24 protein-coding genes and 2 pseudogenes are annotated in these 24,375 nt (G+C 63.5%); 10 read left to right on the top strand and 16 right to left on the bottom strand.

Translation table 11 applies throughout. The features are described from left to right. Window positions 1-17 precede the first annotated feature (17 nt). Both AC0L2Z_RS12295 and AC0L2Z_RS12290 read left to right on the top strand, forming a co-directional pair. A complete protein-coding gene (locus AC0L2Z_RS12295; protein ID WP_473628127.1) occupies window positions 18-818 on the top strand; it encodes a 3-methyl-2-oxobutanoate hydroxymethyltransferase in 801 nt (266 codons plus the stop codon). 311 nt (window positions 819-1,129) lie between these two features. Continuing rightward, on the top strand, window positions 1,130-2,506 hold the full coding sequence (locus AC0L2Z_RS12290) for a DHA2 family efflux MFS transporter permease subunit (RefSeq protein ID WP_473628129.1): 1,377 nt from the start codon (window positions 1,130-1,132) through the stop codon (window positions 2,504-2,506). Between the two features lie 98 nt (window positions 2,507-2,604). Here AC0L2Z_RS12290 and AC0L2Z_RS12285 read toward each other — a convergent pair whose 3' ends face one another. From AC0L2Z_RS12285 to AC0L2Z_RS12235, 11 genes are all read right to left on the bottom strand, one after another. After that, entirely contained in the window at window positions 2,605-3,492 is an 888-nt protein-coding gene (locus AC0L2Z_RS12285; protein ID WP_473628144.1) for an amidohydrolase family protein, read from the bottom strand. After that, window positions 3,492-4,568 carry a vWA domain-containing protein gene (locus AC0L2Z_RS12280; protein WP_473628145.1) on the bottom strand — a complete coding sequence of 359 codons (1,077 nt, stop codon included), beginning with the start codon at window positions 4,566-4,568 and terminating at the stop codon, window positions 3,492-3,494. The genes AC0L2Z_RS12285 and AC0L2Z_RS12280 overlap by 1 nt, the downstream gene beginning before the upstream one ends. 53 nt (window positions 4,569-4,621) lie before the next feature. Next, window positions 4,622-5,518 (bottom strand): AAA family ATPase, encoded by an 897-nt coding sequence (locus tag AC0L2Z_RS12275; RefSeq protein WP_473628130.1) that lies wholly within the window; start codon window positions 5,516-5,518, stop codon window positions 4,622-4,624. Between the two features lie 9 nt (window positions 5,519-5,527). Continuing rightward, the gene (locus tag AC0L2Z_RS12270) at window positions 5,528-6,532 is read right to left on the bottom strand and encodes a xanthine dehydrogenase family protein molybdopterin-binding subunit (protein ID WP_027154342.1); all 1,005 of its coding nucleotides are present in this window, start codon (window positions 6,530-6,532) and stop codon (window positions 5,528-5,530) included. Window position 6,533: 1 nt separating this feature from the next. Next, window positions 6,534-7,901: a xanthine dehydrogenase family protein molybdopterin-binding subunit gene (locus tag AC0L2Z_RS12265; protein WP_473628131.1), complete on the bottom strand. Its 1,368-nt coding sequence runs from the start codon at window positions 7,899-7,901 to the stop codon at window positions 6,534-6,536. Between the two features lie 14 nt (window positions 7,902-7,915). After that, window positions 7,916-8,398, bottom strand: a complete 483-nt coding sequence (locus AC0L2Z_RS12260) for a (2Fe-2S)-binding protein (protein WP_473616197.1) — start codon at window positions 8,396-8,398, stop codon at window positions 7,916-7,918. Between the two features lie 48 nt (window positions 8,399-8,446). Continuing rightward, a complete protein-coding gene (locus AC0L2Z_RS12255; protein ID WP_473628133.1) occupies window positions 8,447-9,241 on the bottom strand; it encodes an FAD binding domain-containing protein in 795 nt (264 codons plus the stop codon). A 30-nt stretch (window positions 9,242-9,271) separates the two neighbouring features. Next, window positions 9,272-9,715: an SRPBCC family protein gene (locus AC0L2Z_RS12250; RefSeq protein ID WP_473628134.1), complete on the bottom strand. Its 444-nt coding sequence runs from the start codon at window positions 9,713-9,715 to the stop codon at window positions 9,272-9,274. A 168-nt stretch (window positions 9,716-9,883) separates the two neighbouring features. Then, complete coding sequence (locus AC0L2Z_RS12245) at window positions 9,884-10,711, bottom strand: AraC family transcriptional regulator (RefSeq protein ID WP_287241005.1); 828 nt, start codon at window positions 10,709-10,711, stop codon at window positions 9,884-9,886. 172 nt (window positions 10,712-10,883) lie between these two features. Further along, window positions 10,884-11,882, bottom strand: coding sequence for an ABC transporter permease (locus AC0L2Z_RS12240; RefSeq protein WP_128175099.1), 999 nt, complete (start codon window positions 11,880-11,882; stop codon window positions 10,884-10,886). Between the two features lie 40 nt (window positions 11,883-11,922). Then, window positions 11,923-12,663 (bottom strand): ATP-binding cassette domain-containing protein, encoded by a 741-nt coding sequence (locus tag AC0L2Z_RS12235; RefSeq protein WP_027154335.1) that lies wholly within the window; start codon window positions 12,661-12,663, stop codon window positions 11,923-11,925. Between the two features lie 426 nt (window positions 12,664-13,089). Between AC0L2Z_RS12235 and AC0L2Z_RS12230 the strand changes: the two genes are divergently transcribed. From AC0L2Z_RS12230 to AC0L2Z_RS12210, 5 genes and pseudogenes are all read left to right on the top strand, one after another. Beyond that, window positions 13,090-14,079 (top strand): sugar-binding protein, encoded by a 990-nt coding sequence (locus AC0L2Z_RS12230; RefSeq protein WP_473493725.1) that lies wholly within the window; start codon window positions 13,090-13,092, stop codon window positions 14,077-14,079. A gap of 135 nt (window positions 14,080-14,214) precedes the next feature. Further along, window positions 14,215-15,048, top strand: a complete 834-nt coding sequence (locus tag AC0L2Z_RS12225) for a FadR/GntR family transcriptional regulator (protein WP_023798647.1) — start codon at window positions 14,215-14,217, stop codon at window positions 15,046-15,048. Window positions 15,049-15,230: 182 nt separating this feature from the next. After that, window positions 15,231-15,539, top strand: a complete 309-nt coding sequence (locus tag AC0L2Z_RS12220; RefSeq protein WP_091599210.1) for an EthD family reductase — start codon at window positions 15,231-15,233, stop codon at window positions 15,537-15,539. A gap of 121 nt (window positions 15,540-15,660) precedes the next feature. Next, window positions 15,661-15,966, top strand: coding sequence for a hypothetical protein (locus tag AC0L2Z_RS12215; RefSeq protein WP_473628135.1), 306 nt, complete (start codon window positions 15,661-15,663; stop codon window positions 15,964-15,966). A 471-nt stretch (window positions 15,967-16,437) separates the two neighbouring features. Then, window positions 16,438-16,589: pseudogene (locus AC0L2Z_RS12210) on the top strand (FadR/GntR family transcriptional regulator); the annotation flags it as partial. A 174-nt stretch (window positions 16,590-16,763) separates the two neighbouring features. Here AC0L2Z_RS12210 and AC0L2Z_RS12205 read toward each other — a convergent pair. Further along, window positions 16,764-17,702, bottom strand: coding sequence for an NAD(P)-dependent oxidoreductase (locus AC0L2Z_RS12205; RefSeq protein WP_473628137.1), 939 nt, complete (start codon window positions 17,700-17,702; stop codon window positions 16,764-16,766). A 154-nt stretch (window positions 17,703-17,856) separates the two neighbouring features. Here AC0L2Z_RS12205 and AC0L2Z_RS12200 point away from each other — a divergent pair, with 154 nt between their 5' ends. Next, window positions 17,857-18,753: an NAD-dependent epimerase/dehydratase family protein gene (locus AC0L2Z_RS12200; RefSeq protein ID WP_473628139.1), complete on the top strand. Its 897-nt coding sequence runs from the start codon at window positions 17,857-17,859 to the stop codon at window positions 18,751-18,753. A gap of 102 nt (window positions 18,754-18,855) precedes the next feature. Then, the gene (locus AC0L2Z_RS12195) at window positions 18,856-19,632 is read left to right on the top strand and encodes a FadR/GntR family transcriptional regulator (protein WP_287052673.1); all 777 of its coding nucleotides are present in this window, start codon (window positions 18,856-18,858) and stop codon (window positions 19,630-19,632) included. 676 nt (window positions 19,633-20,308) lie between these two features. On the opposite strand, the gene AC0L2Z_RS12190 is transcribed toward AC0L2Z_RS12195, so the two are convergent. Together AC0L2Z_RS12190 and AC0L2Z_RS12185 are read right to left on the bottom strand one after the other, a co-directional pair. Further along, window positions 20,309-21,085 carry a FadR/GntR family transcriptional regulator gene (locus AC0L2Z_RS12190; RefSeq protein WP_287052673.1) on the bottom strand — a complete coding sequence of 259 codons (777 nt, stop codon included), beginning with the start codon at window positions 21,083-21,085 and terminating at the stop codon, window positions 20,309-20,311. Window positions 21,086-21,187: 102 nt separating this feature from the next. After that, window positions 21,188-22,084: an NAD-dependent epimerase/dehydratase family protein gene (locus AC0L2Z_RS12185; RefSeq protein WP_473628139.1), complete on the bottom strand. Its 897-nt coding sequence runs from the start codon at window positions 22,082-22,084 to the stop codon at window positions 21,188-21,190. A 154-nt stretch (window positions 22,085-22,238) separates the two neighbouring features. Here AC0L2Z_RS12185 and AC0L2Z_RS12180 point away from each other — a divergent pair, with 154 nt between their 5' ends. Further along, window positions 22,239-23,177, top strand: coding sequence for an NAD(P)-dependent oxidoreductase (locus tag AC0L2Z_RS12180; protein WP_473628137.1), 939 nt, complete (start codon window positions 22,239-22,241; stop codon window positions 23,175-23,177). 174 nt (window positions 23,178-23,351) lie between these two features. Here the strand turns inward: AC0L2Z_RS12180 and AC0L2Z_RS12175 are convergent. Both AC0L2Z_RS12175 and AC0L2Z_RS12170 read right to left on the bottom strand, forming a co-directional pair. Then, window positions 23,352-23,503: pseudogene (locus tag AC0L2Z_RS12175) on the bottom strand (FadR/GntR family transcriptional regulator); the annotation flags it as partial. Between the two features lie 471 nt (window positions 23,504-23,974). Then, on the bottom strand, window positions 23,975-24,280 hold the full coding sequence (locus AC0L2Z_RS12170) for a hypothetical protein (protein WP_473628135.1): 306 nt from the start codon (window positions 24,278-24,280) through the stop codon (window positions 23,975-23,977). Window positions 24,281-24,375: the final 95 nt, after the last annotated feature.

Here is a 24,375-nt window from a genome sequence, read left to right as displayed (position 1 = left end):
CAAAGGGGACCAAATCAATGAGCCGGAAAAGACCGACGGTGGCAGACCTGCGCGCTATGAAGGGCAAGCGGCAATTGACCATGCTGCGGGTGCTGACGATGGCCGAGGCCGAGGCCGCCGAACGAGCCGGGGTCGACATAGTCTCGGTGCCGCCGGAACTGGTGCTCGATCCGCAATACCGCGATGCCGCACCCAGCCTGTTCACCATGCCGGGCGACAATTTCTACGAGATCGGCACAGCCGACGATTTCGTCCGCTGGGCGTTTCGGCTCTACAAGGCAAGCGCCGACGCGGTTTATTGCAGCGCCGGCTTTGCCGCTGTCAAACGGCTGGCCGATGACAATATCCCGGTGATCGGCCATGTCGGTCTGATCCCGTCGCGCGCCACCTGGACCGGCGGCTTCAAGGCTGTCGGCAAGACCGCCGACAGCGCCATGCAGATTTTCGAGGCAGTCAAGCAATACGAAGCGGCCGGCGCGATCGGCGCCGAGATCGAAGTGGTGCCGGTCGAGGTGGCCAAGGCGATTTCGGAGCGAACCTCGCTGATCATGCTGTCGATGGGGGCGGGCACCGGCTGCGACGCGCAATATCTGTTCGCCGACGACATCCTTGGCCAGAACCGTGGCCACATGCCGCGCCATTCCAAGGTCTATCGCAATTTCGCCGCCGAATATGACCGCCTGCAGGCGGAACGCATCGCTGCTTTTTCCGAATATGTCGCCGACGTCAACAGCCTGGCCTATCCCGAAGACAAGCATGTGGTGCATATGGACCCGGACCAGCTCGGCCAGTTCATGGAGAAGATCGACGCGGAATGAGACGCACCGGCCAGGATCGGCTGTGACCTTCTCCCCTTGTGGGAGAAGGTGGATCGGTGCGTAGCGCCGAGACGGATGAGGGGTGCTGGGAGAAACGCGGCGAAGAAAATATCGTGGAATTTGAAGTGCTTATGGCTTCGGTGTAGCGATCCTTCCAGCACCTCTCATCCGACCGACAGGTCGCGATACAAGTTTGTTGGGCCAAGTCTGGACGTCGCCGCCCAAATGCTGTTCAAACCGGTGCGTCACCGATTTGCCGGACAATCGCCTGGTCCCAGTGGCGCGGGAAAACCTTTCGTACAGTTCTGCGCATGACCGCCATTCCCGAAAACAAAGCCTTGCCCGAAACCGCGACGGCGGCGCGGCAGGCGCGGCGCGTGGCATTGATCGTCGCCGTCGCCTTCTTCATGCAGCTTCTGGATTCGACGATCATCTCGACATCGTTGCCGCAGATGGGAGAATCCTTCGGCGTGCCGGCAGTGGCGATGAGCATCGGCATCACCGTCTACATGCTGACCATGGCGGTGTTCGTGCCGCTGTCCGGCTGGCTCGCCGACCGCTTCGGCGCGCGCAACATCTTCCTTGTGGCGATCGCCCTGTTCACGCTGGCCTCGATCGCCTGCGGCATCTCGCAGAACCTGACCCAGTTCGTCGCCGCGCGTGCCGTGCAGGGCCTGGGCAGTGCGCTGATGACACCGGTCGGCCGCATCCTGGTGCTGCGCAACGCCTCGAAGTCCGAGCTTCTCAATGCCACCGCGCTGATCACATGGCCGGCGCTGTTTGCGCCGGTGATCGGGCCGGTGCTTGGCGGCTTCATCACCACTTATCTGTCCTGGCACTGGAATTTCTTCATCAACATTCCGCTCGGCGCGGCCGGCCTGGCGCTGGTCGCCCGCTTCATTCCCGGCGACCGCGCTTCCGAAACCAGGCCGCTCGACTGGCCGGGCTTCCTTGTGACCTCGGTCGGGCTTGCCTCAATGCTCTACGGCCTCGAACGCATCGCCCATCCGCAAGACGGCACCTTGCCGACCGTGGCGCTGCTTGGCGCGGGCGTCCTGATCGGCTGGCTGGCCGTGCGGCACCTGGCGCGCGCCAAAAATCCGCTGCTCGACCTTGCGGCATTCAAGGTGCAGACTTTCGCCATATCGACGCTGTCGGCCGGCACCATTTTCCGGGTCTCCATCAACGCCACGCCGTTCCTGCTGCCGCTGCTGTTCCAGGTCGGGTTCGGCCTGAGACCCGTCGATGCCGGCATGCTGATCCTGGCTTATTTCCTCGGCAATCTCGGCATGAAGACGGTGACGACGCCGACGCTGAAGCGCTTCGGTTTCCGTTCGGTGCTGGTCGTCAACGGCGTGATCGCATCGCTGTCGATCATGGCCTGCGCGGCGATATCGCCGCAGACACCGCAAGCGCTGGTGGTGGCGCTGATGCTGATTGCCGGACTGACGCGGTCGATGCAGTTCACCGCGCTCAACACGCTGGCCTTCGCCGATATCGCTTCGGCGCAGCGCAGCTCGGCGGCGACGCTGTCCAGCATGCTGCAGCAGGTGGCGATGCTGTTCGGCGTGGCGGTCGCCGCGGCGCTGCTCAACCTGTCGCAGATCGCCAGGGCCGGGGCGGCGCCCGACCTCGTCGACTTCCGCCTCGCCTTCCTGGCGATCGGCGCCATCGGGCTCGTGGCCTAGTTCCGCTTCCTGGCGCTGCCGCGGGCCGCCGGCGCCGAGGTTTCGGGCCATCGGGCGTGACCTTCTCCCACAATGGTGTTTGGAAGGGGGGCAGCGCGTCACACCGGCCGATATACCTTCTCCGCTGTGTTCCAAAAAATGTCCGCCTCTGCCGCCGCACCATGCTTGGCCACCGCCTCCCGGTGCTTCTTGATCAGTTCGGCGTGGCTGGTCCACAGCTTTTCGATCGGGAAGTTGGAGCCGAACATCAGACGGTCGCTGCCGAGGATTTCGATTGCGTTGTCGACAATGTAGGCGATCAGCGCCGGGTCGTTGCGGTGGACGAAGGTGCCGAGGCCGGACAGCTTGGCGTAGAGGTTTGGCGCTGCTGAAAGCGAGCGCAGGCCGGCCTTCCAGGCTTGCGTGGTTTCCTCCGACATGTCGGTCAGCATGCCGGCATGGGTGAGGATGAAGTTGGTCTCGGGATTTTCGCCGACAAGCGTCAGCCCGTCCTTCATCTGGGCCGGGAAAAGCTGCAGGTCGAAGGACAGGCCATAGTCCTTCAGCCGCGCCACATTGGCCCGCACCTTCGGGTCGACGACCTGATCGGCGGACGCGGCAAAGCGGAAGGCCGGCGTTTCGTGCCAGTGCAATTGCATGCGCACGCCGCGCAGCAGGGGGTACTTGATCAGTCGGTCGATCTGATGGCGTACATCGTCCACCGTCATGTCGGCATAGCCGACGATGGCGTGCGGCCAACCGGTTTCGTCAGCCGTCGTCTGCAGCAAGGCGACTTCTTTCTCGAAATCCTCCTTGGCCCAGTTGGTCTGGACATAGACCGCCTTCTCGACATCAGAGCCTTGCTGGTCGGCGAGGAATTCCTCGATCGGGTAGTCGCGTCGGATCGGCTCGTAGGGACCGAAGATGCGCGGCACCATCGGCCCGCGCAGCCAGGGCTGATCCTCCTGGCGCCAGATATGGAAATGCGCGTCGATCGCCTTTTTCATCATGAAACCCTTTTCCAGATTGCTGCCGCCGCCGGAGCGGGGCGGGCGAGCGACAGGATGAAATCGGTGAGACCGGCGATCGAAGAACCGTCGACCAGATCGTCGAGCACCGGCAGGATGGCGCGAAGTGCTGCCGTCGCCGGCCGGAAACGCGGATCGCCGGCCAGCGGCGTCGCCAGCGACAGGCGGAAGGCGCGGGCGCTCAGCCGGCGCATCGCCATTTCCAGCTCGGCATGGTCGCCGCGCTCCAGCGCATCCGACAGGATGACCACCGCCGCCCCGCGCGCAAGTGAGGAGAACCGCGGCACCGACAGGAAGGCGAGCAGCGTCGGTCCCATGCGGGTGCCGCCATCCCAGTCGTCGACCAATGCTGCCACCCGCGCCAGCGCCTGGTCGCGGTCGCGAATACGCAGCGCCGTGGTGATGCGGGTCAGCCGCGTGCCGAAGGTGAAAATTTCAGCCCGGTCCGCGCCTTGCACCGCCGCATGCGCCAGCTTGAGATAGTCCGATGTGTAGAGCTTCATCGAGCCGGACACGTCGATCAGCAGCAAAAGCTTGCGCGACACGGTCTGCCGGCGGCGCAGCAGCGGCGACGGAATATCGCCGTCGGCACTGACGATTTCGCGCAGCGAGCGGCGCAGATCGAGCTTGCCGCGTGCGTGCGTGCGAACGGTTCGGAAGGAGCGGCGGGCGGGCAGGGCGCTAGCGAGCTTGCGGCGGAAAGCGGCAAGCCCGTCGCCGACGCGCTGGAAGTCGCGGGCGCTCAACTGTTCGGCGCCAGACGATAGCGCGCCGCCTTCCTCCTGGCGCGCCACCTCGTTCTCTTCGTCGCTGGCGCCGCCGTCGTCCTTGATGCGGGTTTCCTCGTCGGCCTCGCCTTCGACCACGGCCGCGGTGTTGCCGTAGAAATAGCTTTGGAAATGCGCCTCGAATTCGTCGCGGCGGTCGGGCGGCGGCGCCAGCGTGGCAAGCGCGGCCTCGTGGATATCGGCCATCGAGCGGGGCCCGAGCAGCGTCACCGCCTGCATGAAGCCTGACACCTGCTCGGGCGCCACCGGAAAGCCGTAGCGGCGCAGCAGCCGGCCAAAACCGAGGAGAGGTGCTGCGGCGCGGGGTAGGGCCGCGGGGCTCACGCCAATGCCTCCTCGACGATCCGGCCAAGCTCGGGCGCGATGTAGGACAGGTCCTCCTCATCCTTGATCAGCACGCCGATGGCGCGGCGGAACGCTTCCGGCCATGGGCTGCCGCCCTTTTCGAGGATCGTCGCGGCGTTGGCCCATTCGACCGCTTCGGCGATGCCCGGCGGCTTGGCCAGCGGGCGGGCGCGGATGTCGCGCACGGCGGCAGCCACGGCGCGCGCCGTGGCGTTGGCGACGTCGCCGGCGCGCAGCATGATGATTTCGGCCTCGCGCTCGGCGTCGGGATAGGTGATCCAGTGGTAGACGCAGCGCCGCCGCAGCGCCTCCGCCAGTTCGCGGGTGCGGTTCGAGGTCAGGACGACGATCGGCTGCGCTTTGGCGCGGATGGTGCCGCGCTCGGGAATGCTGATCTGGAAGTCGGACAGGAATTCCAGCAGCAGCGCTTCGAACTCATGGTCGGAACGGTCGATCTCGTCGACCAGCAGCACGCGCTTTTCCGGCGCCTTCAGCACCTGCAGCAGCGGCCGCGCGATCAAAAAGCGGTCGTCATAGATGTCGACCTCATGCTCGCCGGCATGGCGGATGGCGAGCAACTGGCGCTGGTAGTTCCATTCGTATAGCGCGTGTGCGGCGTCGATGCCTTCGTAGCATTGCAGCCGCACCAGGTCGCGCCCGAGCAGTTCGGCTATCGCCTTGGCCGCTTCTGTCTTGCCGACGCCCGGCGCGCCTTCGAGCAGCAGCGGCTTGCCCAGCCGGATCGCCAGGAAAATGGCGGTGGCCAGGCTTTCATCGGCCAGATAGCGCGAGGCGGCGAGGCGCGATGCCACCGCCTCCGGCGAGATCACGACAGTGTCGGCGCTTCCAGTCCGGGCGCTTCTTTTGGGCATTTCCAGCACTCAGTTCGAGGCTTGCGCCTTCAGCGCCCGCAGGATGCGTTCCGGCGTGATCGGCAGCGTGTCGATGCGCACGCCGACGGCGTCGAAGACCGCGTTGGCGACCGCCGGGATTTGCGGGTTGGCGCACATTTCGCCCGGCCCCTTGGCGCCAAAGGGTCCGTCGGCCGAGGGCCTCTCCAGCACGATGATCTCGGTTTGCGCAAGATCGCCTGGTCCCGGCATCAGATACTGGTTGAAGTCGGTGCCGCCATGATCGCGGTCGGGGTAATAGGGTTCCGTCGTCTCGTAGAGCGCGTGGCTGATGCCCATCCACGAGCCACCGACGAGCTGCTGCTCGACCATTTTCGGGTTCAGCGCGCGGCCGATCTCAAAGACGTTCTTCACCGTCAGCACGGTGACCTCGCCGGTTTCGTCGTCGACCTCGACCTCGACCACCGTGCAGGCATGCGCGTAGCAGGTCGACGGTTTCATCGCGCCGGTTTCTTTTTCCGGATAGGAGCGCGGGATCAAGAACATGCCGCGGCCGGAAATCGAGCGGCCGCGCTTGAAATGCGCCGACAGCGCCACATCGAAGATCGAGATCGATCTTTGCGGCGCGCCCTTGACCAGGATGTTGCCCTGGCCGTCGGTCTCGAGGTCCGAGGCGTTCACTTCCAGTTCCTCTGCCGCCACTTCCAGCATCACCTGGCGGGCTTCCCTGGCCGCCTGGATGACGGCGTTGCCGGCGCGGTGGGTGCCGCGCGAGGCGAAGGTGCCCATGCAGTGCGGGCCGGTGTCGGTGTCGGCGGTGTCGACGACGACGCGGTCGGTCGGTACGCCGATCGTCTCGGCACAGATCTGCGCCATGATCTGCTTCATGCCCTGGCCGAGATCGACGCTCGACAGCGTTACCATGAAATTGCCGGTCGGCGTCGAATGGACCAGCGCCTGGGTTGGATCGCCACCGAGGTTCATGCCTGTCGGATAGTTGATCGCGGCGACGCCGCGCCCGCGCCTGATCGCCATTTCAAGCTCCCTTCGCGTAGGACGACATCGCCATGAATTTGTCCGCCACCGGCCAGTTGGCGGCGCGCGAGGCTTCCTGCATGCACTCGATCAGCGCCGCGCCCTCGGTCGGCTGGCGGTGCGCCTTGATGTCGCCGTCGCGGTAGGCATTGATGAAGCGGAACTCGAGCGGGTCCATGCCGATCAGCCGGGCGAGCTTGTCCATCTGCACCTCAAGCGCGAAATCGCCGATGGTGACGCCGAAGCCGCGCATGGCGGAGGAGGGGGTGCGGTTGGTGTAGACGCAGTAGGTGTCGATCCAGACATTCGGGATGGTGTAAGGGCCGGGATAGTGGCCGGCGCCCTTCTGCGCGCCATAGGGCGAATGGCGCGAATAGGCCCCGGCATCGGTGTAGCCGGTGACTTTTCTGGCGACGATGCGGCCATCCTTCATGACGCCGTCCTTGATGACGACCTTTTCGGCGGCGCGCGGCGAGGAAATCTGCATCTCCTCCTCACGGCTGTAGATGAAGGAGACCGGCCGCCCGGTCAGCTTGGCGCCGAGGATGGCGATCGGCTCGACGATGACGTCGACCTTGCCGCCAAAGCCGCCGCCGACGGTGCCGCCGACGAAATGCAGTCTGTTGCCCGGCATCTGCAGGATGATCGAGGCGTTGTCGAGGGTGAAGAACATCGCCTGCGTGTTGGTGTAGCAGGTAAAGCGGTCGTTGCCCTCCGGCGCGACGATGCAGCCGGTCGTCTCGGTCGGCGCGTGCTCGATCGGCGACGATTGATAGGTCTGCTCGAGCACGTGATCGGCGCCGGCGAAACCGGCCTCGACATCGCCGAAGCGCACCTTGCGGCATTCGCCGCTGTCATAGAGGTAATAATTCCGGCCGTGATATTCGTTGACAACAGGCGCGCCGGGCTTCAGCGCTTCTTCCATGTCGAAGACGGCCGGCAGCACCTCGTAGTCGACCTTGACCTTGGCCGCCGCCTCCTGGGCGGCACGCTCGGTCTCGGCCAGCACCGCCACCACGGCTTCGCCCTTCCAGCGCACCTTGCCGTCGGCCAGCACCGTCTCGTCCTCCGGCCCGATCTGGATCAGGATCAGGATGGTGTAGACATTGTGCGGCACGTCCTTGGCGGTCAGGATTTTCACCACGCCCGGATGCTTTTCCGCCTCTGAAGTGTCGATGCTGCGGATGCGGGCGTGATGATGCGGGCTGCGCACCATCTTCAGATGCAGCATGCCTGGAAAACTGCGGTCGGCGAAATAGGCGGTCTTGCCGGTGACATGACCGGGCGAATCGGAGCGCGGCCGTGGCTGGCCGATCTCGTGCAGATCGTCCGTGCGCTGGTCGGCGAAATAGCTCTTGCGGAGTTCCATTTTTTCGCCTCCCCTCAAGCTGCGTTCTGCGAATTGGACCGCGCGGCGGTCAGCACCGCCTGGATGATCGGCTCGTAGCCGGTGCAGCGGCAGATATTGCCCGACAGCGCCTCGACCACCTCGTCGCGGCTGGGGTCCGCCGTGTGGTCGAGCAGAACCTTGGCGGCCATGATCATGCCTGGCGTGCAGAAGCCGCATTGCGTGGCGAAGGCGTCGAGGAAGGCGCGCTGCAAAGGATGCAGCACGCCGCCTTGCGAAAGCCCCGATGTCGTGGTGATCGCCGCACCGTTGCAGGTTTCGGCCAGCGTCAGGCAGGACAGCCGAAGCTCGCCGTCGATGATGACCGAGCAGGCGCCGCATGTGCCCTGATGGCAGCCGCCCTTTGGCGAGGTGTCGCCGATCTTGTCGCGCAGCGCATTGAGCAGCGTCGTGCCGCTGTCGATGAATTCGGCCTTCTCCGCGCCGTTGAGCGTGAACTGAACCGGGATCTTTGTCATCTTTTACTCCTTGCGCCGCAGCTTGGCTGACTTGCCCGCCATTGGCTTTCAGGCGAGCAAAAGCCGGCCGAGATGGACCGGCAGGACTTCGTTGCGATACCAGGCACTGGCGATCGGATCGGTAATCGGCGAGGTGCCGTCGTTCGCGACGGCCAGCGCCGGCGCGATGCCGTCGCTCGTGAGTTTCCTGCCGAGCAGCGCCTTCTCCGCCGCCTTGGCGCGCATCGGCCGGTCGGCCATGCAGCCAAGCGCGATGTGCGCCGATGACATGGTTCCGTCCGGCGCTCGTTCCAGCACGGCGGCGATGCTCAGCACCGAGACGCCCTTCGGCTTGACCCTCGATATTTTCAGGAAGCGAAAGCCGCCTTCCAGTGGCAAGCTGAAGCCGACCGAAGTGACGATGGCGTGATTGTCTTCGCGTCTTGCCAGGAAGGTTTCGATCGGCACCTCGCCGTCATCGGTGCCGACGGTTGCGCCCAGTGCCAGCAGCGCGACGGTGAAATCGCCATAGGGCGCCGGGGCGAAGAGATTGCCGCCGATGGTCGCCATGTTGCGGATCGCCGGGCCGCCGACGGCGCGCGCCGCGCGGGCAAGGGAAGACAGATCCGGGTGACGGGCGATCGCCGCCATGGTCACCGAAGCGCCGATGCGGACCTCCCTGCCGGAAACAGTGATGGCCGACAGCGCCGGTTCGGTCGACCTGATGAGGCCGGAGACCGAAACGTCGCCTTCATTGGCGGCGCGCACGACCAGCGTGCCGCCGCCGAGATAGCGGGTGCCGGCGGCTTTCAGCGCCGCACTGGCGTCCTTGACCGTCGAGAAAGTCTGCAGTGCAAGCGCCATGGAACTGTCCTTTTTATGAGCCCATTCAGCTCAACCCTGGCCGGCGAAATGGGTCTTAAGGGCGTTAAAGCCGCCCTGGAAGACGTTGGCGCCCATGCCTTCGGCCAATTTGTCAGCTTCCTCGGGAGCCGCGTCGAAGCTTGCGGTCCATTCGGCATAGGTGCGGTCGCCATCGGTCACCCGGCGCAGCTGCAGCGTCGCCTTGTGGTTGGTCAGCGGTTGCGGCGTCTCCAGGATGGAGTAGCTGACGAGGAAATTGTCGTCGGAGAAGTCGAGCAGCTTCTCGCGGATGCGAGCGCCGCTGGCGAGCTGGAAATTGCGCACGCAGCCGACTGCGCTGGTGTCCTTGCCGTCCTCGATATGGCTCTCGACCATGCGCGGGTGCCAGCTCGGCAACCCATTGAAATCGCGTATGCGCGCCCAGACCTTTTCGACCGGTGCGTCGATGACGCTGGAGACGGTGACTTTCGCCATATGATCATTTCCTTGCAATAGCTGTGTCGCGAGGGTAGGGCGGCGAGCCCGGCAGCACTTATCAATGCGTCTTGAGCGCCTATCAATAAGTCTGAAAAAACTGGCACGCTGAAAAAACGGCAGCCTGAAAAAAACGGGCAGTCTGAAAACGGGCAGTCTGAAAATGGCTCAGGAGATGGCTCGCGCTGCCTCGCGATAGAGTGTCGGCGGAACGCCGACATGGTCGCGGAAGAATCGCGAGAAATTGCCCTGCGTGGTGAAGCCGAGATTGCAGGCGACCGAGATCAATGGTTCCTGCGACCACTGCAACTGCCGCACCGCTTCCTCCATGCGCAGCGTGTTCCAGTAGACATTGGGCGTCAGATTGGTCTGCTCCTTGAACAGCGCGAAGAAATGCGGCCGCGACAGGCCGACGCTGCGCGCCACCTCGTCGAAGCAGATGCGTTCGCAGACATTGGCCTTCATCAGCTGGATCGCCTTGCGGACACGAAAATCCTGCACGCTGTGGACGCGGGCGCGCGCCACTTGTGGCGCCGAGGCGTCGGCGGCGTCGAGCACGCTGTCGATGAAGCGCTCGATCTCGTAATTGGCGATGTCGTCGATGCTCTCATTGTCGCTGAGATGGTCGAGAAGATTGGCTGCCGCCTTGTGCAGCCACGGCTCCAGCGTGATCGCCGGTGCCGAAAACAGCGGCGCGGTCGACCGCAGGTCGCGGCGCCGGCGTGCCCAGTCCGGATCGATGTAGAAGGCGAGGAACAGGCCGGGCCGGCCGTCGCGGGATAAAGCGTGGCTGTGCGGCTGGAAGGAATTGATGCCAGCGGCGGTGCCGGGCCCAAGCCGCACCGTCTCGCGGCCGATGGTCATCTCGCCGGCCGTGCCTTCCAGCCAGATGATGATATGCGCCTCGACATGGGCATGGGTGACGAAGTCGCTGGCGACGTTCAGGACAGAAACATGTCCGAACCGGCCCCAGTAGAGCCTGATCGCTTCCGTCATGGGTATATCCTCCCGCAGGCGACTGGCCTCCCTTCGCCTGCAATCGGGATAGTGCTGCTCAGTCCGGGTCCGCGTCAAGGCGCATGTGCGCGCCTGGCGCACGCCACGCGGCGCGCCGGCCGATTTTCAGACTGAGCGATAGCAACGACAACGAATTGCGCGTGACCGCGGCCTATTCGTTGCGCCGGAAATTGCGGAGCCGGTCGAACAGGACCGCCATCAGAATGGCACCGCCGATGAACACCCCCTGCCAGAAGGCGTTGATGCCGAGCAGGCCAAGGCTGTTGCGGATCACTTCGATCAGCGCCGCGCCGACGACGGCGCCAAAGGCCGTGCCCATGCCGCCGGCCAGGTTGGCGCCGCCGATGACGGTGGCGGCGATGACCTGAAGCTCCATGCCGTTGCCGAGATTGGTGGTGACTGCGCCCAGCCAGCCGGTCTGGATGATGCCGGCAAGGCCCGCTGCCAGCGCCGAGATCATGTAGACAGCGACCTTGATCTGGCGCACCGGAACGCCGGTCAGCGTCGCCGCATGCTCGTTGCCGCCGATGGCGAAGATGTGCCGGCCGAATTTCGTCCAGCGCAGGACGAAGCCGGTGATCAGCGCCAGCACGATCATGTAGAGCACCGGATTGGCGATGCCGAACACAAAGGCGCCGCCGCCCAGCGCCAGAAGCTTGTCGTGGTCGGGCCCGAACTGGAAGACGACGGTGTTGTTGGAGGCGACCATGGCCAGGCTGCGCGCGATCGACAGCATGCCGAGCGTCACCACGAAGGGCGGAAACCCGAGATAGGCGATCAGGATGCCGTTGAAGGCGCCGATGATCAGCGCCGTCGCGATCGCAGCGGCAATGCCGACCTCGATGCCGTAGCCGGCATGCATGGTCACGGCGAGCACCATCGAACACAGGCAAAGCACCGAGCCGACCGACAGGTCGATGCCGCCGGTGATGATGACGAAGGTCATGCCGAGCGCGACGATGGCGACGAAGGTGATGTTGCGGGTGATGTTGTAGAGGTTCTTCGTCGTGGCGAAGGAATCGGTGGCGACGGACAGGAACAGGCAGGCGAGGATGACCGCGATCACCACCCAGAAGGTCTGGCTGGCAAACACCCTGGTCAGCAAAGTGTGCTGTTTCTGCGCGATCGTCTGGTCAAGAGTTACTGCCATCGTCGACCTTTATCTGCTTGCGTGGTGAAACCGGCTGGCATCAAACCTGTTCGATGGCGCCGGTGATGAGCCCGGTGACTTCCTCGGGCGAACTCGACGCGATCGTCTTGTCGGCGACCTTGCGGCCGCGCCGCATGACGATGACGCGGTCGGCAACGTCAAAGACGTCGGGCATGCGGTGGCTGATCAGCACGACGGCAATGCCCTGGTCGCGCAAATGGCGGATCAGGTTCAGCACCTCGGCGACCTGCCGGACCGAGATCGCCGCCGTCGGCTCGTCCATCAACACGATCTTGGCCTGCGAAAGCATGGTGCGGGCGATCGCCACCGCCTGGCGCTGGCCGCCCGACATCTGCTTGACCAGATCGCGCGGGCGGGTTTCGGATTTCAGCACGGCAAAGATCTGGCCGGCGCGCTTGTACATGGCGGCGTAGTCGAGGATGCGAAACGGCCCGACGCCGCGGCGCAGCTCGCGGCCGAGATAGACATTGGCGGCGGCCGTCAGATTGTTGCACAACGCCAGATCCTGATGGACGATCTCGATGCCGTGCTGGCGCGCCTCCACCGGCTTGTGCAGGATCAGCTCCTTGCCGTCCATCTGCATCGTGCCATGGCTTGGGCGGAAGTTGCCGGCGATCATCTTGACCAGCGTCGACTTGCCGGCGCCGTTGTCGCCCATCAGCCCGACCACCTGTCCGGCCTCGATCGACAGCGAAACGTCGTTGACGGCCTGGATGGCGCCAAAATGTTTTGAGATGTTGGCGAGTTCGAGAACCGGCACCAGTCTGCTTCCTCCGTGCTTTCGGCCTGCGGTCCTGCCGCGGCCTCGCTCTTCCCAGCTCCTCCCGGGAACCGCGCTTTCGCCCATTTACGCATATGCCCCCCTGCCGTCAACAGCGGCTTCTTTCGAAAAATCCGTTTTGTAGGACAAATAGCAATTGACGTCCGTCGCAAGCCGATATTAGCTAGGCGTCGGAGGAGATTATGCCGATCTCCTGCTCCGGCTCGCCGGGGCTGAGCAGGCGGAGGTTTATCGGTCGAGGATCTGGCAGCGTCCCTATCGCGCTGGTCTGCAACCGCATCTGGAAATTCTTATCGGCCCGGCTTGACGACACGAGCGCTCGCGAAACGAACCTCTGTCATCGCGCATCCGGGCTGGTCTGTGTGGCGGGCACGCCGTGTCCGTCTGTTTCAAGGGAGGACTGAAATGAGGAAGTCACTATTGCTCGCTGCCGTCGCCATGCTGGCGCTGGGCGCCGGGCCGGCTTTGGCCAAGAAACAGCTCGTCATCGTGGTGAAGGGGCTCGACAATCCGTTCTTCGAGGCCATCAACCAAGGTTGCCAGAAATGGAACAAGGAAAACGCCGACTCGGAGTATGAGTGCTTCTACACCGGTCCGGCATCGACCTCGGACGAAGCCGGCGAAGCCCAGATCGTCCAGGACATGCTGAGCAAGCCGGACACGGTGGCGATGGCGATTTCGCCGTCCAACGCACCGCTGATCGCGCAGACGATCAAAAGCGCCAATCCGTCGATCCCGATCATGACGCTCGACGCCGACCTCAGCAAGGAAGATGCGGCGCTGCGCAAGACCTATCTCGGCACCGACAACTACCTGATGGGCTACAAGATCGGCGAGTACATCAAGAAGGCCAAGCCCGACGGCGGCAAGATCTGCACCATCCAGGGCAATCCCGCGGCCGACAACATCCTGCGCCGCGCCCAGGGCATGCGTGACGCGCTTACAGGCCAGAAGGATCTCCCGGCGCTCGCCGGCGAGGGCGGCTGGACCGAGGTCGCCGGCTGCCCGGTGTTCACCAATGACGACGGTGCCAAGGGCGTGCAGGCGATGACCGATATCCTCGCCGCCAATCCCGATCTCGACGCCTTCGGCATCATGGGCGGCTGGCCGCTGTTCGGTGCGCCGCAGCCCTATCGCGACCTGTTCAAGCCGATGGCCGACAAGATCGCCAAGAACGAGTTCGTCATCGGCGCCGCCGATACGATCGGTGAGGAAGTGGCCATTGCCAAGGAGGGCTTGGTGACCGCATTGGTCGGCCAGCGGCCGTTCGAGATGGGCTACAAGGCGCCCTCGGTGATGATCGACCTGGTCGAAGGCAAGCCTGTCGCCGATCCGGTCTTCACCGGTCTCGACGAGTGCACCAAGGATACGGTCGATACCTGCATCCAGAAGTAGGTTCGCAGTTTTCGGGGCGTCCGCTCGACGGGCGCCACGTCACGCCGGTTCACGAAAATCTACGAGGTGACGTGGCTGGGGCGAACCGCTCCTGCTTTGCCGCGCCTTGAGTTCAGCCTGTGCCGGGGAACATGGATGTCGGACGCCAGATCGAAAAAGCGACTTACCACGGTCAAGGGACGGGCTACGGTCAAGGCACGGGTCACGGTCAAGGCACGGGCCCAAGTCAAGCCGCCGGCCGTCCGTCCAACCGGCGCCCGCCGGACCGACGCGGCGCTGATCCCCGGATCGAGCGTGCATGCGTCGCTGGCCAACGAGATCGGCCTCAGGATCGTGCGCGGCGATTATCCGCCGGGAACCATCCTTCCCAACGAGGCCAAATGGTCCGAGACTTTCGACGTCAGCCGCTCGGCGGTGCGCGAAGCGATAAAAATGCTGATGGCCAAGAGCCTGCTGGCCTCACGCCCCAAGATCGGCAGCTGGGTCGAGCCGAAAGAGCGCTGGAACCTGCTCGATCGCGACGTGCTCGCCTGGTATGCGACAGCGCCCGATCGCGAAATGTTCCTGCGCACTGTCCAGGAATTCCGTCACATCATCGAGCCGGAAGCCAGCGCTTTTGCGGCGATCCGGCGCAGCGACGAGCAGATGGCCGAGATCAGCCAGGCCTGCCGGGAGATGGGCGAGGCGGCGACATTGCCGGAGCGCACCCGCGCCGACACGCGTTTTCACCTGGCTATCCTGCGCGCCTCGGGCAATGACCTCCTGGTGCCGCTCGGCGTGCTGATCGAATCGGCGCTCGATCATCTCTTCGTTTTCGTCACGCGCGAAACCAGCGACCAGCCTCGGGCGCAGGCGCTGCATGAGGCGATCGAGAAGAACATCCGCCTCCGGCGGCCGGCGGCAGCCCGCACCGCGGTGCACCGACTGCTCGCCAACACCGACGAGGTTATCGGGCGGTCGCGGCGGTAAGGTCAAACGCAATCGCTCTGAACGGCCAGGGAGCGGCGACTTGGAAGACTCACGTCGGGCCTGAAACCCCATATGCTTCGTTGACCTCCTCAGAGCGAGGAACGAACCCATTTGCCAGCACTCTTGCTGAGGAGTATCCTTTTGCGCAAAGCTGGCGGTGAGTGTCGGTTGAGAGGGGGAGCATGGCCAGACTTGTCGCACTCTACAAGACTCCGAAAGACGTGGTCGCCTTCGACCGTTACTATGTTTCGACCCACATTCCTCTGGCCAAAGCCATTCCCGGCTTGAGGAAATACGAAATCAGTGATGGCGGCGTCCATTCACCGGGTGGGGCCTCAGGCTATCATCTTGTTGCTACGCTCTACTTCGATTCCGTTGCGGATATTCAAGCGGCCTTAGCGTCCCCCGAGGGTCGGGCCACGGCGGCTGATCTTGGCAATTTTGCAGATGGCGGAGTGGAGCTAATGCTCTTTGAGACTAGGGAAGTCTGAACCTCGCACAATCCGTCCCCAGCAAAGTTTCAACCGAATTTCGGTTGTCGTTCCGCTGTTCGTCATGGGCTCAGTTGCGCCATGACCATTCATTCGCGCCGCCCTGGACGAACGGCAACTCATGGCGGGCCACACACCCGGGCATATGTCGGTGTTAGTGGCGTCGGGCGGCGTTACGATGTTGATCACAGGCGATGCCCTCGCCAATATCCACTTCGCGTTCGATCACCCGGATTGGCAGATGATTTGGGGCCATGATCGCGAACTCGGCATCAAGACGCGCAAATCCCTGCTGGGCCGCGCGGCTCACGATCGGCTTCTCGTTACCGGCTACCACTATCCGGTCCCGGGCGTCGGCCATGTCGTGAAGGAGGGCGATGGCTTTCGCTGCCTGCCGGCGGACTGGGTCTGGGATAGAGAAACCTGACCTGTTTGCGTTTCCTGGGCGATCTGCTGTCGGCGGATGTCACGCCTAAACGTCGATTGACACGGATCGCGGTTCTCAACGACGTCCCGTGGAAAAGCCACTGTCACCAACCGATCCGCCATCAAGTGGCCGTCAAGGCGGGACTGGAAATCCGCTGGGGCGCGTGAGCCATCGAAGAGGGCTTCTGAAGCATTGATGGCGTTTTCCGAGCGCCCACTTGGTGTATTAGATGTCGGATGTCATCTGCAGTATGACCGTAGATTGCCATGATCGTCAGGATGATCGGCTCGCTCAGGAGATCGTCAAGCGTAGGTTCACACTCTCGCGTCATGGGTCGCCTCAAAATTCTTGTTTATTCCCGCACCTTCTCCTCGAACGATGACAGTGAGACGGCGTTCGGGAAATTCCTCAAAAAGAGGTAGTCTGCATCGTCATTGTCGACGACTGATATGGGTGCAGGTTGCCGCCATCGTTACGCGCGAAACCAGCGACCAGCCTCGGGCGCAGGCGCTGCATGAGGCAATCGAGAAGAACATCCGTCTCCGGCGTCCGGCGGCTGCAAGGAGTGCCGTGCACAGGCTGCTCGCCAATACTGACGAGTTATCGGGCGGTCGCGGCGGTGATTTATACCGCAGAGTCGGCGCTGCCCCTCACCCTTACCCTCTCCCCGTGAAGAACGGGGAGAGGGGACGCCAGCGCTGGAGCTTGTCCCTTCTCCCCGTTTTCACGGGGAGAAGGTGGCGGCAGCCGGATGAGGGGCAGCGCCAACTTTGATCAGATAGAGCGAGCCGATCGCCTCAAATCGTCTGCTTCTCCCCATCCTTCGTCGGCGTCAAATCGACGCCGTTGACCTTGCCGATATGCGTCGCCAGCATCGGCACATACTGATCGGCGGGCCCAGCGGCGAATGCGCCGGCGAAGGCGTTCTTGGTGGCATTGCCGAGCGGGTTGGCGATGCCGGCGGCACCGGCCATCGATTCGAGATAGGTGAGGTCCTTGAAAGCGTTGGCGATGGTGAATTTGTGCGCGTCACGGTCGCCTTCAAGCGTCCAGCGCATAAAAGTCTGGTAGAAGCCGCAATCCATGCGGCCGTTGCGGATGACGCTGTCGAAGCGCGGCGGCGAGATGCCGACCTTTTCGGCCAGCGCCAGCGCCTCGGAATAGATCGCCGCATAGCCCAGCGAGATGAAATTATTGAGCAGCTTCATACGGTGGCCGTCGCCGGTGTCACCGATATGGACGATACGTCCGGCCCAGGTGTCGAGCACTGGCTTCAGCCGGGCAAAGACCGCGTCGGATGCACCGACCATGGCGTCCAGCGTGCCTTCCCAGGCCTCCTTCGGCGTGCGGCTGAGCGGGGCATCGACATAGTCGACGCCGATCGCCTTGAGTTCGGCGGCAAGCGCCACCGTCGAAGTGGGATCCGAAGTCGAGCAATCGACGACCACCGAACCCTGCTTCAGGCCCTCCTTGAGGCCGCCCGGCCCGCGGATGATGGCCTCGACCTCGCGCGAGCCGGTGACGCAGATGAAGACGATATCGGATGCCGCTGCCACCTCGCGCGAGGTCGCGGCTTCCTTCGCGCCCCGGCCGAGCATGTCTTGCGCCGGCGCGCGGTTCTTGCGGCCGAGAAACGTCAGGGAATAGCCCTTGTCGACGATGTTCTTCGCGATCCCGTGTCCCATCAGGCCCAGTCCGATGAAGCCGATCTTTTCGTTCGCGGCGGTGGTGTTCATGGCGTGTAATCCTGTGTTGCGGTCTCGATGACGGCGCTGCACTTCGACAGGCGAATTGTTGAAGCGGGTTTTCGCCGCAGGCGGTTGGCAGGCGATTGCGGAATGCCATATTGTCTGACAATACACATGTATTCCAGGGAATGTGGAGAGCAAAATGACGAAGCGGATCATGTTCACCGGCGGCAGCGGCAAGGCGGGGCGTCATGTCGTGCAGTATCTGGTCGAGCAGGGCTGCCAGGTGCTCAACATCGACACCAAGCCGCTCGACAATCCCAAGGTGCGCACCTTGATCACCGACATCACCGACAGCGGGCAGGTGTTCAATGCGCTGTCGAGCTATATCGGCCTGCATGAATTCGACCCGTCGCTGCGCGCGCAGCCGGTCGATGCCGTGGTGCACTTCGCGGCGATCCCGCGCATCATGATCACGCCCGACAACGAGGTGTTCCGCATCAACGCGCTCGGCACCTACAATGTCATCGAGGCGGCGGTGAAACTCGGCATCCGCAAGGTGGTGATCGCCTCCAGCGAGACGACCTATGGGCTGGTTTTTGCCAACGAGCCGCGCGACCCGACACATTTCCCGCTCGACGAGGACTACGACGTCGATCCAATGGACAGTTATGCGCTGTCGAAGATCGTCAACGAGAAGACGGCGCGCGCCTTCGCGCTGCGCAGCGGCATCGACATCTACGCCTTGCGCATCGGCAACGTCATCGAGCCGAATGAATATTCGCTGTTCCCGAAATGGTTCGCCGATCCAGGTTTCCGCAAGCGGATCGCCTGGAGCTATATCGACGCGCGCGACCTCGGCCAGATCACCCTGCGCGCCATCGAGACGGACGGGCTCGGCTATCAGGTGTTCAACGCCGCCAATGACGACACCTCGTCCGACCTGCCGACGGCCGAACTGTTGAAGCGGTTCTATCCCGGCGTGCCGGTCAAGGGCGAGCTCGGCGAATACGAGACGCTGCTTTCGAACCGCAAGGCGCGGGATATGCTCGGCTTCCGCCCGGAACACAGCTGGCGGAAATACGTCAAGACGGCATGACGAGGCTGATGCATCCCGGCTGATCTGTGCACAGAAGCAGGCTTTGCCGCCCGAGGCTTGTCCGGTGCTTGACAGCTTTCGCAATCCGGACTTTGTGAACGCATGCGGGACGGCAAGCCGAATAAGCGAAAAACACCGGCCAGGGCGGCGTCGGCCGAGCGCCCGGCTGCCGTTCGCCGTGCCGATACGGCGCGCATGCCTGGGGCGAGCGTGCATGCGTCGCTGGCCAACGAAATCGGTCTCAGGATCGTCCGCGGCGACTATCCGCCGGGAACCATCCTGCCCAACGAGGCCAAATGGTCCGAGACTTTCGACGTCAGCCGCTCGGCGGTGCGCGAAGCGATAAAAATGCTGATGGCCAAGAGCCTTTTGGCGTCGCGTCCAAAGATCGGCAGCTGGGTCGAGCCGAAAGAGCGCTGGAACCTGCTCGATCGCGACGTGCTGGCCTGGTACGCGACCTCGCCCGACCGCGAGGTGTTCCTGAAAACGGTGCAGGAGTTCCGCCACATCATCGAGCCGGAAGCGACCGCCTTTGCCGCGATGCGGCGCACAGACGAGCAGATGGCCGAGATCAGCCGGGCCTGCCGGGAGATGGGCGCGGCGGCGACGCTGCAGGAGCGCACCCGCGCCGACACGCGGTTTCACCTGGCGATCCTGCGCGCCTCCGGTAACGACCTCCTGGTGCCGCTCGGCGTGCTGATCGAATCGGCGTTCGATCATCTGTTCGCCTATACGACGCGGGAACTGGACGATCTGCAGCACGCGCAGAAGCTGCACGAGGCGATCGAAAGGAACATCCGCCTGCAGCGGCCGGATGCGGCACGCAACGCGGTGCGCAAGCTGTTGGCCAATACAGATAGCGTCATCAAGTCGCGCTGATATAGCGCGGGACCACTGCAGCGCTTCATCTTCTTTCTCCACCGCCCGCAATTTCGCCGTTCGCAATCTCCCCGTTCGCGATCGCCGCCGGGCCACAGCCGCCAATCTCCAAGATTTGAGATTAGCCGCAGGGTCCCATGCCTTCGTCATCCTGGGGCGAAGCAAGGAGCGAAGCGACGCCGCGCAGACCCCAGGATCCATGCCGTTACCTTGGAGCACTGCTGCGGTGCAGGACCTTTGATCGCGGAGGGACAGCGCCCCCCTCTGTCCTGCCGGACATCTCCCCCACAAGGAGGGAGATTGGCTTCATCACTGATTCCGCCAATCACCAACCTTGCGGACGCTGTCCGCGAAGCTGCCGATCTCCCCCAAGTGGGGGAGATGTCGAGTCTTGGCAAAGAGGGCAGGACAGAGGGGGGCGCTGTCCCTCCGCGATCAAAGGTCCTGCACCGCAGCAGTGCTCCAAGGTAACGGCATGGATCCTGGGGTCTGCGCGGCGTCGCTTCGCTCCTTGCTTCGCCCCAGGATGACGAAGGCATGGGACCCTGCGGCTAATCTCAAATCTTGGAGATTGGCGGCTGTGGCCCGGCGGCGATCGCGAACGGGGAGATTGCGAACGGCGAAATTGCGGGCGGTGGAGAAAGAAGATGAAGCGCTGCAGTGGTCCCGCGCTATATCAGCGCGACTTGATGACGCTATCTGTATTGGCCAACAGCTTGCGCACCGCGTTGCGTGCCGCATCCGGCCGCTGCAGGCGGATGTTCCTTTCGATCGCCTCGTGCAGCTTCTGCGCGTGCTGCAGATCGTCCAGTTCCCGCGTCGTATAGGCGAACAGATGATCGAACGCCGATTCGATCAGCACGCCGAGCGGCACCAGGAGGTCGTTACCGGAGGCGCGCAGGATCGCCAGGTGAAACCGCGTGTCGGCGCGGGTGCGCTCCTGCAGCGTCGCCGCCGCGCCCATCTCCCGGCAGGCCCGGCTGATCTCGGCCATCTGCTCGTCTGTGCGCCGCATCGCGGCAAAGGCGGTCGCTTCCGGCTCGATGATGTGGCGGAACTCCTGCACCGTTTTCAGGAACACCTCGCGGTCGGGCGAGGTCGCGTACCAGGCCAGCACGTCGCGATCGAGCAGGTTCCAGCGCTCTTTCGGCTCGACCCAGCTGCCGATCTTTGGACGCGACGCCAAAAGGCTCTTGGCCATCAGCATTTTTATCGCTTCGCGCACCGCCGAGCGGCTGACGTCGAAAGTCTCGGACCATTTGGCCTCGTTGGGCAGGATGGTTCCCGGCGGATAGTCGCCGCGGACGATCCTGAGACCGATTTCGTTGGCCAGCGACGCATGCACGCTCGCCCCAGGCATGCGCGCCGTATCGGCACGGCGAACGGCAGCCGGGCGCTCGGCCGACGCCGCCCTGGCCGGTGTTTTTCGCTTATTCGGCTTGCCGTCCCGCATGCGTTCACAAAGTCCGGATTGCGAAAGCTGTCAAGCACCGGACAAGCCTCGGGCGGCAAAGCCTGCTTCTGTGCACAGATCAGCCGGGATGCATCAGCCTCGTCATGCCGTCTTGACGTATTTCCGCCAGCTGTGTTCCGGGCGGAAGCCGAGCATATCCCGCGCCTTGCGGTTCGAAAGCAGCGTCTCGTATTCGCCGAGCTCGCCCTTGACCGGCACGCCGGGATAGAACCGCTTCAACAGTTCGGCCGTCGGCAGGTCGGACGAGGTGTCGTCATTGGCGGCGTTGAACACCTGATAGCCGAGCCCGTCCGTCTCGATGGCGCGCAGGGTGATCTGGCCGAGGTCGCGCGCGTCGATATAGCTCCAGGCGATCCGCTTGCGGAAACCTGGATCGGCGAACCATTTCGGGAACAGCGAATATTCATTCGGCTCGATGACGTTGCCGATGCGCAAGGCGTAGATGTCGATGCCGCTGCGCAGCGCGAAGGCGCGCGCCGTCTTCTCGTTGACGATCTTCGACAGCGCATAACTGTCCATTGGATCGACGTCGTAGTCCTCGTCGAGCGGGAAATGTGTCGGGTCGCGCGGCTCGTTGGCAAAAACCAGCCCATAGGTCGTCTCGCTGGAGGCGATCACCACCTTGCGGATGCCGAGTTTCACCGCCGCCTCGATGACATTGTAGGTGCCGAGCGCGTTGATGCGGAACACCTCGTTGTCGGGCGTGATCATGATGCGCGGGATCGCCGCGAAGTGCACCACGGCATCGACCGGCTGCGCGCGCAGCGACGGGTCGAATTCATGCAGGCCGATATAGCTCGACAGCGCATTGAACACCTGCCCGCTGTCGGTGATGTCGGTGATCAAGGTGCGCACCTTGGGATTGTCGAGCGGCTTGGTGTCGATGTTGAGCACCTGGCAGCCCTGCTCGACCAGATACTGCACGACATGACGCCCCGCCTTGCCGCTGCCGCCGGTGAACATGATCCGCTTCGTCATTTTGCTCTCCACATTCCCTGGAATACATGTGTATTGTCAGACAATATGGCATTCCGCAATCGCCTGCCAACCGCCTGCGGCGAAAACCCGCTTCAACAATTCGCCTGTCGAAGTGCAGCGCCGTCATCGAGACCGCAACACAGGATTACACGCCATGAACACCACCGCCGCGAACGAAAAGATCGGCTTCATCGGACTGGGCCTGATGGGACACGGGATCGCGAAGAACATCGTCGACAAGGGCTATTCCCTGACGTTTCTCGGCCGCAAGAACCGCGCGCCGGCGCAAGACATGCTCGGCCGGGGCGCGAAGGAAGCCGCGACCTCGCGCGAGGTGGCAGCGGCATCCGATATCGTCTTCATCTGCGTCACCGGCTCGCGCGAGGTCGAGGCCATCATCCGCGGGCCGGGCGGCCTCAAGGAGGGCCTGAAGCAGGGTTCGGTGGTCGTCGATTGCTCGACTTCGGATCCCACTTCGACGGTGGCGCTTGCCGCCGAACTCAAGGCGATCGGCGTCGACTATGTCGATGCCCCGCTCAGCCGCACGCCGAAGGAGGCCTGGGAAGGCACGCTGGACGCCATGGTCGGTGCATCCGACGCGGTCTTTGCCCGGCTGAAGCCAGTGCTCGACACCTGGGCCGGACGTATCGTCCATATCGGTGACACCGGCGACGGCCACCGTATGAAGCTGCTCAATAATTTCATCTCGCTGGGCTATGCGGCGATCTATTCCGAGGCGCTGGCGCTGGCCGAAAAGGTCGGCATCTCGCCGCCGCGCTTCGACAGCGTCATCCGCAACGGCCGCATGGATTGCGGCTTCTACCAGACTTTTATGCGCTGGACGCTTGAAGGCGACCGTGACGCGCACAAATTCACCATCGCCAACGCTTTCAAGGACCTCACCTATCTCGAATCGATGGCCGGTGCCGCCGGCATCGCCAACCCGCTCGGCAATGCCACCAAGAACGCCTTCGCCGGCGCATTCGCCGCTGGGCCCGCCGATCAGTATGTGCCGATGCTGGCGACGCATATCGGCAAGGTCAACGGCGTCGATTTGACGCCGACGAAGGATGGGGAGAAGCAGACGATTTGAGGCGATCGGCTCGCTCTATCTGATCAAAGTTGGCGCTGCCCCTCATCCGGCTGCCGCCACCTTCTCCCCGTGAAAACGGGGAGAAGGGACAAGCTCCAGCGCTGGCGTCCCCTCTCCCCGTTCTTCACGGGGAGAGGGTAAGGGTGAGGGGCAGCGCCGACTCTGCGGTATAAATCACCGCCGCGACCGCCCGATAACTCGTCAGTATTGGCGAGCAGCCTGTGCACGGCACTCCTTGCAGCCGCCGGACGCCGGAGACGGATGTTCTTCTCGATTGCCTCATGCAGCGCCTGCGCCCGAGGCTGGTCGCTGGTTTCGCGCGTAACGATGGCGGCAACCTGCACCCATATCAGTCGTCGACAATGACGATGCAGACTACCTCTTTTTGAGGAATTTCCCGAACGCCGTCTCACTGTCATCGTTCGAGGAGAAGGTGCGGGAATAAACAAGAATTTTGAGGCGACCCATGACGCGAGAGTGTGAACCTACGCTTGACGATCTCCTGAGCGAGCCGATCATCCTGACGATCATGGCAATCTACGGTCATACTGCAGATGACATCCGACATCTAATACACCAAGTGGGCGCTCGGAAAACGCCATCAATGCTTCAGAAGCCCTCTTCGATGGCTCACGCGCCCCAGCGGATTTCCAGTCCCGCCTTGACGGCCACTTGATGGCGGATCGGTTGGTGACAGTGGCTTTTCCACGGGACGTCGTTGAGAACCGCGATCCGTGTCAATCGACGTTTAGGCGTGACATCCGCCGACAGCAGATCGCCCAGGAAACGCAAACAGGTCAGGTTTCTCTATCCCAGACCCAGTCCGCCGGCAGGCAGCGAAAGCCATCGCCCTCCTTCACGACATGGCCGACGCCCGGGACCGGATAGTGGTAGCCGGTAACGAGAAGCCGATCGTGAGCCGCGCGGCCCAGCAGGGATTTGCGCGTCTTGATGCCGAGTTCGCGATCATGGCCCCAAATCATCTGCCAATCCGGGTGATCGAACGCGAAGTGGATATTGGCGAGGGCATCGCCTGTGATCAACATCGTAACGCCGCCCGACGCCACTAACACCGACATATGCCCGGGTGTGTGGCCCGCCATGAGTTGCCGTTCGTCCAGGGCGGCGCGAATGAATGGTCATGGCGCAACTGAGCCCATGACGAACAGCGGAACGACAACCGAAATTCGGTTGAAAC

This window comes from Mesorhizobium sp. WSM4850 (assembly GCF_055811735.1).
This window is presented reverse-complemented; position numbering and strand designations above follow the sequence as displayed.